Below are 9,038 nucleotides of genomic sequence, written 5' to 3'. Positions count from 1 at the left end.
CTGATAGGGTGTCTGCGTCTTGAGCACACCATAGGCAATCTGCAGCAGCTTGCGCATGGCCGCGCCCAGGGCGCTCATCTTGGCTTTCCCGCGTGCCAGCAGACGCTGGTAAAGCGCTTTGACCGTGGGATTGTGCTGTTTGGCCACAATGGCCCCCATGTAGAGCTTGGCCCGCAGCCGAGGCTGCCCCGCTTTGGTCAAGCGTGGTTTGCCTTTTACCGACGTCCCCGAGTCCCAGGGGCGTGGAACCAGGCCCGCATAGGCCGCGCATTGTCGGGCACAGCCAAAGTCGCGGCTGTGCAGAAACGCCAGCAGGTGGCGGGAAAGGACATCCCCGATGCCCTGGATGCTCCGCAGCAGCTCCCGGTTGCGTTTGAGCTGGTCGTGCCGGTCGATGTGGTCGTCGATCTCCTGCTTCAGGCGTTCGGCCTCCTGACGCAGGGCACTGAGCATCGTATCGATGGAGGCCACTACGCTGAGGCTGGCCTGACTGACCTCGGCTTTTTCCCGCCGGTTCAGTTCGCGCTGGAGGTCCTCCTGCAACGCCTCATACCGCACGATCATCGCTTTCAGCTCGCGGATCTCCCGCGCCTCCGGCAACCAGCGTCGGGCCTTTTGGGTCGCGCCAAAACGGGCGAGCACCAGGCTGTCCTGCTTGTCCGTCTTACCGCGAATACCCAGGCTGCGCGCATATTCGCGGACTTGCGCCGGGTTCAGGACGAAGACCTGAACGCCACGGTCGTGCAGGTAATACGCCAAGGATTCGTGGTAGACCCCGGTGGCCTCAAGGAACACCTTCAGTTCCCCGGCGGCAACGCCACTGTGGGTGCAGCACCACTCGATCAAGGCGGCAAAGCCGTCTACTTGATTGGTAAATACCTTGGTCTTGACCTTCAGACTGTCCGGGTCGCGTAACCACAGACAGTCGAGCTTTTGCTTGCTGACATCGATTCCAATAACCGCCATCTCTCGATCCTTGCCTTGTTCATGCAGCCTCACTCCGGTGGAGGGGCTTGGATACCATTCAGGAGTTGGAGAAGAGGGCCGGGAGCACAATCTACGAAACAGAGTCGAGCTCTCAGGATGGGAACGGCTTTCCCGGCCCTGGGCAGTGAGGTAGCTAACCTCATTGCCCTGGAGAGATACAAGGATGGGAGGAGCGAAGCGATACCCATCGACCATCGCTGATGGGTATCGCAAGCTCCACCCATCCTACGGGGCTACTACGGGGCGATCACACGGCCGTGCTTCGATTCAGGGACGCCAATTGGCATTGAATTGATCCGCCAGCTTCTGCTGGCGGAAGCGCTCGACGATGAAGTCGACGAACACGCGTGTCTTGGCTGGCAGCAACTTCTGCGCGCTGAAATAGAGGGACAGGCTGCCGGTGTCCACGTACCACTCCGGCAGCACCCGCTCCAGGGTGCCTAACTTGAGGTAGGGCAGGGCGTGCACCGTGCTCACCAAAGTAACGCCCAGTCCCTGCATGGCCGCATGGCAGGCCGCCTCCGGGTCGCTCATGGCCATGCGCAGCTTCAGCTCGAAGGCGGCCTGGCGGTCGTCGCGGGTGCGCAGGGGCCAGGCGCGCACGCGGCCGGTCTGCGGCGAACGGATGAGAATGCCGTCGTGCTTCGCCAGGTCCGCCGGGGATTCGATGGCCGCGTGGTTGTCCAGGTAGTTGCGGGAGGCCAGCAGCACCCGGTGGGCCGGCGCCAGCTGGCGGGCGATCACCCCTTGCGGCAGTTCGAATCCACCACCGATGGCCGCGTCGAAGCCTTCGCCGACCAGGTCCACCGGGCGGTTATCGAAGTGCCAGTCCGGGACTATTGCAGGGTAGCGGGCGAGGAAGTCGGCCAGGTGCGGCAAGATGTAGTCCCGGCCGAAGGCCATGCCCATGCTCACCTTGAGGGTGCCGGCCGGCTGGCCCTGGCTGCTGGCAAGATTCGCCACCGCGCCCTGGATGCTCGCCAGGCCGCCGCTCACTTCCGCGAGGAAACGTTCGCCGGCCTCGGTCAGGGTCAGCCGGCGGGTGCTGCGCAGGAATAGCCGCACACCGAGGTTCGACTCCAGCCGCGCCACGTTCTTGCCCACGGCGGCCGGGGTCAGGCCCAGGCGCCGCGCGGCTTCGGCGAAGCTGCCGGCTTCGGCGGCACGGACGAAGCACTCGATGCTGCTGAGGGTTTCCATGGGGTCTCCATAAACCATTGGTATCGACTGAATATAGTGATTGCCAGCTTATCGGTTGCGAATGGGTGCTCAATACTGGGGCCGTATCCAACCTCACCCCCAGATCCAGGAGAACCCACATGAGCATGTCCAAGACGCTTGAAGGCAAGGTCGCATTCATTCAGGGCGGTTCCCGCGGCATCGGCGCCGCCACCGCCAAGCGCCTGGCAAAGGAGGGCGCCGCTGTCGTCCTGACCTACGTCAGCTCGGCCGCTGGTGCCAATGAAGTGGTCCAGGCGATCGAAGCGGCCGGCGGCCGTGCCATCGCCATCAAGGCCGACAGCAGCGACGAGCAGGCCATCCGCGGTGCCATCCGCCAGACGGTGGAAGTCTTCGGCCGCCTCGACATCCTGGTGAACAACGCCGGCGTGCTGGCGGTGGCGCCGATCGAGGACTTCAGCATCGAAGACCTCGACCGCACCCTGGCGGTCAACGTGCGCAGCGTGGTGATCGCCAGCCAGGAAGCGGCCCGCGTAATGGGCGAGGGCGGCCGTATCATCACCATCGGCAGCACCAACGCCGAGCGCATGCCCTTCGCCGGTGGCTCGGTATACGCCATGAGCAAGGCGGCGGTGGTCGGTTTCACCAAGGGCCTGGCCCGCGACCTGGGGCCGCGCGGCATCACGGTCAACAACGTGCAGCCCGGCCCGGTGGACACCGACATGAATCCCGACCAGGGCGACTTCGCCACCTCCCTGAAGCAGCTGATGGCCCTGCCGCGCTACGGCCAGGCCGAGGAAATCGCCAGCTTCGTGGCCTACCTGGCCGGCCCGGAAGCGGGATACATCACCGGTGCGAACCTGATGATCGATGGTGGTTTCTCGGCCTGATAGAGCCCGATGAGTTCGTCGTACAGGCCGTTGATGGGTATCGCTGCGCTCCACCACATCCTACGGGGCAAGCGGTTCGTAGGATGGATCGGGCGGCGTTCCGCGAGCTGTGCGATACCCATCGCGGAGGTGCCGGTTGTGCGTAGGGTGGATCACGCTTTATCGATCCACCATCGGTGCCGAGCTTGGCCCCGCTGGTGGATATAAAAAGCGACATCCACCCTACGAGAAGCGGAACGTCATACCGACTGGATCAGGCGCTCGCGAAACGCCTGGTCCGCGTCTTTCCCCCGCCCGGCCTGGAGGTTGTCCAGCATGTGGCGGGGGTTGCCCGTCCCGGGGATCACGCAGGTCACCGCCGGGTGGCTGAGGCAGAACTTGAGCAGGAGTTGCGGCCAGCTCGTGCAGTTGTATTCGCCGGCCCATTGCGGCACGGGTTGCTTCAAGAAATTGCGCAGCAGATTGCCGCCGCCGAAGGGGCGGTTGATGAGCACGGCCACGCCACGCTCCTGCGCCAGGGGCAGGATGCGCTGCTCGGCCTCGCGGTCATTGAGGGAGTAGTTGATCTGCAGGAAATCCAGCTTTTCTGCGCTCAGCACTTTCTCCAACTGGTCGTAGGCGCTGGAGGTGTAGTGGGTGACGCCCAGGTAGCGGATACGGCCTTCCTCCTTCCATTGCCGCAGCGTCACCAGGTGTTCCTGCCAGTCCACCAGGTTGTGCACCTGCATCAGGTCGATGCGCTGGCGCTGCAACAGGCGCATGGAGTCCTGCATCTGTTCCACGCCCTGCTGGCGGCCCTGGGTCCAGACCTTGGTGGCGACGAACGCACGCTCATGCCCCTGGAGTTCATTGAGCAGGCCGCCGACCGCTTCTTCTGCCTGGCCGTACATGGGCGAGCTGTCGATTACCGAGCCGCCGGCGGCGAACAGCGTTTCCAGCACCTTGCGGCAGTCGGCCCAGGCCGCACCGTCTGCAGAGGAGATGTCGAAGCCCCGGTAGGTGCCGACGCCGATCACCGGCAACTGTTCGCCGCTGGTGGGAATGGCGCGGCGGCGCAGCGGTTGCTGACCCATGTCGGCGCCCAGGCTGAAGGGGCTCATGGCGTAAAACGCAGCGCCTGCACCCAGGCGGAGGAATTCGGCGCGGGTGATGCCGGTTCTCATGGTTCGACCTCCTGTGAGGTTGCGGATGGGGCGGTCCGTTCGTGGCGCGAACCAAGGCGCCAGCCCAGCAGGCTCCAGGCCAGGGCGACGGCCGCACCCCCCAGGGCCACCAGGGCGGCGCCGAGGCCGATGCCGTCGAGCAGGGCCTTGAGCCAGGCGCTGATGGCATCGCCACCGCGGTAGACCACGGTATCGATGAAGTTCTTCGCCCGGTATTTCTCCTGGGCGCCGAGCGGCACGAAGAGCATTTCCCGCCCCGGCCGGACGAAGGCGTATTCGCCCACCCGGCGCAGCACCATCACTCCGGCCAGCACGGCGAACTGCGGCAGCAGCGCCAGCAGCAGGAAGCCCAGCGCCACCAGCAGCGGCACCACGCCAAGCAAGGCGCCGACCCCGAAGCGCTGGGCCACCCGGCCGGCGATGAACAGCTGGCAGAGCAGGGACAGCGCCTGCACGACGAAGTCGATCAGGCTGAACACGCGGATCTGCTGCTGGCCGTCGGGGAACAGCGCCGCCACCAGCCGCGCCTGCTCGAAGTAAAGGAAGGTGCTGGTGCAGGACAGCAGCAGGACGAAGGCGCAGATGCCCAGCAGGTAGGGCGAGCCCAGTACCAGGCTGATGCCGGCGAAGGGGTTGCCGGGCACCGGCCGCTCCGGCGGTTCGGTCTCCACCCCGATGCGCCCGGCGCCGCCCTTGCCGCGCCAGGCCATCAGGTAGCGCCGCAGCGGTAGCGTCGGCAACAGGAGCAGGGCCGCCAGAACCAGCAAGCCGGCGGTGCCGAGGCGGCCCACCAGCAGGCCGCCCAACAGCGGGCCGAGCAAACCGCCCAGGCTGGCCCCGGCGGCGATGAAGGGGAGCAGCCGCTTGGCCTGGCGGCGGTCAAAGACATCGGCCAGCAGGCTCCAGGCCAGCGACACCACGAACAGGTTGTAGACCGAAAGCCAGACATAGAAGGCCCGTGCCGCCCAGAGCGGATCGGGGATACGCCACAGCAGCCAGGCGAAGCCCAGCAGGTTGCTGGCGAAGAACAGGTAGACCCAGTCGAGGAACTGTTTGCGCGGCACCCGCGCGTTCAACCAGCCATAGGCCGGAATAGCCAGCAGCATGACAACGAAGGTGGAGCTGAACAGCCACTGCAGATTCTCCACGCCGCCGGCGATGCCCATGGTCTCGCGCACCGGCCGCAGCATCAAGTAGCCGCCGAACAGGCATAGCAGCAGGGCGAAGGCGGCGAGGGCGGGGGCCAGTTCACCGGCCCTGGCATGGATGGCGCGGTGGAGCAGGGGCATGGCGGTGGTTCGTGTGAGGTGGTCTGGTGGTTTTAGACCATGGGGGCGGAGGAGGGTGGGGGCAGGTGTTGCAGGGTATTGGGGGGCGCGCTTTTTTTGTGGGGGCGATTTCAATCGCTGAGCAGGCCGCAGGTCTGCCGCTCGGGGTTTAGTGGGGCAGCTGCGCTGCCCATAGCGAATGAATTCGCCCCCACAGGGTACGGGGCCCGATCAGAGCCCGTACTTCTTCACCTTGTCGAACAGGGTGGTCTTGGCCATCCCCAGCGCCACGCTGGCCTGGCTGAGGTTGCCGCCGTGGCGTTCCAGGGCGGCGCCGAGCAGGCTTTTTTCGAAGGCCTCCACGGCTTCGGCGAAGCGCGGTTCGTTGCCGTCCGGGGTCTGGCCGCTCTTCTTGAACACCGGCAGGCCGAGGGCGACGCGTTCGGCGACGTTGCGCAGTTCGCGCACGTTGCCCGGCCAGTCGTGGGCCATCAGGGCGGAGACCGTGGCGTTGTCCAGCTCGGGGGCGGCGCGGTCGAAGCGCAGGGTGGACTGCTGCAGGAAGTGCTCGAACAGCAGCAGGATGTCTTCCCGGCGGTCGCGCAGTGGCGGCAGTTCCAGGGTGACCACGTTCAGGCGGTAGTAGAGGTCGCTGCGGAATCGACCGGCGCGGCCTTCCTCGTCCAGGTCGAACTTGGTGGCGGCGATGACGCGGCAATCCACCGGGATCGTCTGGTTGGAGCCCAGGCGCTCCAGGGTCTGCTCCTGCAGCACACGGAGGAACTTGATCTGCAGGTTGATCGGCATGCTCTCGATCTCATCGAGGAACAGGGTGCCCTGGTGGGCATGCTCGATCTTGCCGATGCGGCGCTTGCCGGCGCCGGTGAAGGCGTGGGCCTCGTGGCCGAAGATTTCGCTGTCGAACAGGTTCTCCGGCAGGCCGCCGCAATTGAGTGCGACGAACTGTTTCGACTGGCGCCGGCTGTAGTCGTGCAGGCAGCGGGCGACCAGTTCCTTGCCGGTGCCGGTCTCGCCTTCGATCAGCACGTTGGCCGAGGTGTCGGCGACGTTGGCGATCAGCTCGCGCAGGGCCTGGATGGCCGGCGAACGGCCAATGATGCGCTTCTCCAGGGACTGGCGGCCGGTCAGTTGGCGGCGCAGGTTCGACACCTCGCGGGCGAGGGCGCGCTGTTCGAGCGCGCGGCGGGCCACGTCCACCAGGCGTTCGGGGGAGAAGGGTTTCTCCATGAAGTCGTAGGCGCCGTCGCGCATGGCCTGCACGGCCATGGAAATGTCGCCGTGGCCGGTGATCAGCACCACCGGCAGGGAGCGGTCGCGGGCCTTGAGGCGTTCCAGCAGGGTCAGGCCGTCCATGCCGGGTAGGCGAATGTCGCTGACGACGATGCCGGCGAAATCCTCGCCCACTTTCTGCAGGGCTTCCTCGGCGCTGCCGACGCCGATGCTGGGGATGTCTTCCAGGTCCAGGGCCTGCTGGCAACCCAGCAGCACGTGGGGGTCGTCCTCGACTATCAGGACGCTGAGCGGCTCGGTCATGGGGCAGGGCTCGCGGGGGATTCTTCGGGGCTTTCCAGGCGTGGCAGGCAGAGCTCGAACGCCGTGCCGCCGCTTTCCGGGTGGTGCGCCGCCAGGCTGCCGCCGGCGGCGGTGGCGAGGCTGGCGGAGAGGGTCAGGCCAAGGCCCAGGCCGTGTTCGCCGGGCTTGGTGGTGAAGAAGGGCTCGAACAGGTGCACGCGGTTGGCCGGGTCGATGCCCGGGCCGTTGTCGCGCACCTGCAGGCGGTACTTGTCGCCGTCAGCCTCGCCACTGAACCAGAGCTGGCAGTCGGCCTGGCCGCTCATGGCGTCGAGGGCGTTGGCGATGAGGTTGACCAGGATCTGCTCCAGGCGGGTCTGGTCGATGGCCAGCAGGGCCTCGGCGAAGTCCCGGTGCAGGGTCAGCGGCGTGCGTTCCAGGCGGGTGTGCAGGAGGAACAGGGCGGCGTCCACCGCCTTGCCCAGGCTGGCCTGGCCGTGGTCGTCGGAGCGCCGGGCGAAGGCGCGCAGGCTGGCGGTGATGCGGCCCATGCGGTCGACCAGTTCGTTGATCGCCGCGAGGTTGGTGCTCGCGGTGTCCAGGGCTCCACGCTGCAGGAAGCGCACGGTGTTGCCGGAGAGGGTGCGCAGGGCGGCCAGGGGCTGGTTGAGTTCGTGGGCGATGCTGGTGGACATCTGCCCGATCACCGCCAGCTTGCCGGCCTGCACCAGGCCGTCCTGGGCCTTGCGCAGGTTGTCTTCGGTCTGCTTGCGCTCGCGGATTTCCGCCAGCAGGCGGCTGTTGCTGGCACGCAGGTCCTGGGTGCGCTCGGCGATCCTGCGTTCCAGTTCGTTATTGGCGGCTAGCAGCGCCTCGCGGGCGGCAAGGCGGGTGGCGATGACCTTGCGCCGCTCGTTCCAGGCGATCAGCAGGAAGGCCAGCAGGGCGAAGCCGACCGCGGCGAGCATGCCCTGGATCACCGCCTCGTGGCGCAGGTCGGCCAGCGGCGAGAACAGGGTGAAGTGCCAGGGGGTGTCGTTGAGGGCGCGGGTCTGCGCGAGGTAGGCGACTTCGCCTTCGGTCGCGCCCGCGGGCCCGCTGGCGGCGAAGCTGATGGCCTCCAGGCCTTCGCCCAGCACCTCGCGGGAGCGCGGCTCCCATTCGTTCAGGGCCCACCAGTAATACTGCAGGCTGCGGGCCAGGCGCTCCTTGTCTTCGGCGCTCAAGGGGCGCACGGCCTTCATGCGCAGGGCCGGGTCGCTGGAGAGGATGATGATGCCGTTCTCGTCGCTGACGAAGGCCTGCAGGCGGGCCTTCTCCCAGCGCTCCTGGAGGGCTTCCAGCTTCACCTTGACCACCGCCACGCCGATGATCCGGCCCTGGTAGCGCAGGCCGTGGGACAGGTAGTAGCCGGCTTCGCCGGTGGTGCTGCCGATGCCGTAGAAGCGGCCCGGCCGGCCCTGCACCGCCTCCTGGAAATAGGCGCGGAAGGACAGGTCTTCACCCAGGTAGCTGTCCGAGTCGCGCCAGTTGCTGGTGGCCAGCACCCGGCCGCTGGTGTCCAGCAGGTAGATGGCGCGGGCCTCGCTGCGACGGTTGAGCCCTTCGAGGTAGTCGTTGACCAGGTTGCGCCGGTAGGGCGTGGGGTGCAGCAGCAGGTGGCTGACGCTGTCTTCCAGCTCCAGCAGGCTGGGCAGGTAGGTGTAGCGGTTGATCTCGCTTTCGACGGCGCGGGCGTGGAGCTCCAGCTGGCGCTCGCCGTTATCGCGCAGGTCGCGGATGCCCGATTCTTCGCTGAGGTGATAGCCGACATAGCCGAACCCCAGCATGCACAGGAGCAGCAGCAGGAACAGCAGCAGGTGGCGGAGCAGGCGCGGTTTCACGGTCAATGCGGGCGGTACGGCGCGGAGGCTGGCGGTAGGGCATTGCATCATAGTGGTCCGGGCCTTGCCAGTCGCCGCTCGGGCGCCGAGTGGTGGGGTGGGGCCGTAGGAGCCAGCTTGCTGGCGAAGTGCTCG

7 protein-coding genes are annotated in these 9,038 nt (G+C 66.7%); 1 reads left to right on the top strand and 6 read right to left on the bottom strand.

From position 1 onward, the window contains the following. Window positions 1-966, bottom strand: a 966-nt coding sequence (locus E8F11_RS01475) for an IS110 family transposase (RefSeq protein ID WP_280287030.1), incomplete at its 3' end; no start/stop codon positions are given. Between the two features lie 288 nt (window positions 967-1,254). Beyond that, complete coding sequence (locus E8F11_RS01470) at window positions 1,255-2,187, bottom strand: LysR family transcriptional regulator (RefSeq protein ID WP_280287029.1); 933 nt, start codon at window positions 2,185-2,187, stop codon at window positions 1,255-1,257. Window positions 2,188-2,306: 119 nt separating this feature from the next. Here E8F11_RS01470 and E8F11_RS01465 point away from each other — a divergent pair, with 119 nt between their 5' ends. After that, a complete protein-coding gene (locus E8F11_RS01465) occupies window positions 2,307-3,056 on the top strand; it encodes a 3-oxoacyl-ACP reductase family protein (RefSeq protein WP_280287028.1) in 750 nt (249 codons plus the stop codon). Between the two features lie 239 nt (window positions 3,057-3,295). Here the strand turns inward: E8F11_RS01465 and E8F11_RS01460 are convergent, their stop codons facing one another. The 4 genes from E8F11_RS01460 to E8F11_RS01445 all read right to left on the bottom strand — a co-directional run bounded on the left by E8F11_RS01460 (window position 3,296) and on the right by E8F11_RS01445 (window position 8,951). After that, on the bottom strand, window positions 3,296-4,219 hold the full coding sequence (locus E8F11_RS01460; RefSeq protein WP_280287027.1) for an aldo/keto reductase: 924 nt from the start codon (window positions 4,217-4,219) through the stop codon (window positions 3,296-3,298). Beyond that, on the bottom strand, window positions 4,216-5,508 hold the full coding sequence (locus E8F11_RS01455; RefSeq protein WP_280287026.1) for an MFS transporter: 1,293 nt from the start codon (window positions 5,506-5,508) through the stop codon (window positions 4,216-4,218). Before E8F11_RS01455 ends, E8F11_RS01460 begins: the two co-directional genes overlap by 4 nt. Before the next feature lie 210 nt (window positions 5,509-5,718). Then, a complete protein-coding gene (locus tag E8F11_RS01450; protein WP_280287025.1) occupies window positions 5,719-7,041 on the bottom strand; it encodes a sigma-54 dependent transcriptional regulator in 1,323 nt (440 codons plus the stop codon). After that, window positions 7,038-8,951 carry a sensor histidine kinase gene (locus tag E8F11_RS01445; protein WP_280287024.1) on the bottom strand — a complete coding sequence of 638 codons (1,914 nt, stop codon included), beginning with the start codon at window positions 8,949-8,951 and terminating at the stop codon, window positions 7,038-7,040. Before E8F11_RS01445 ends, E8F11_RS01450 begins: the two co-directional genes overlap by 4 nt. Between the last annotated feature and the right edge of the window lie 87 nt (window positions 8,952-9,038).

It is taken from the genome of Pseudomonas sp. BN417 (assembly GCF_029871205.1).
In the GTDB taxonomy this organism is placed as follows: Bacteria; Pseudomonadota; Gammaproteobacteria; order Pseudomonadales; family Pseudomonadaceae; genus Metapseudomonas.
Note: the sequence above shows the minus strand (reverse complement) of the source record. Positions and strands in the feature narration are given on the sequence as shown.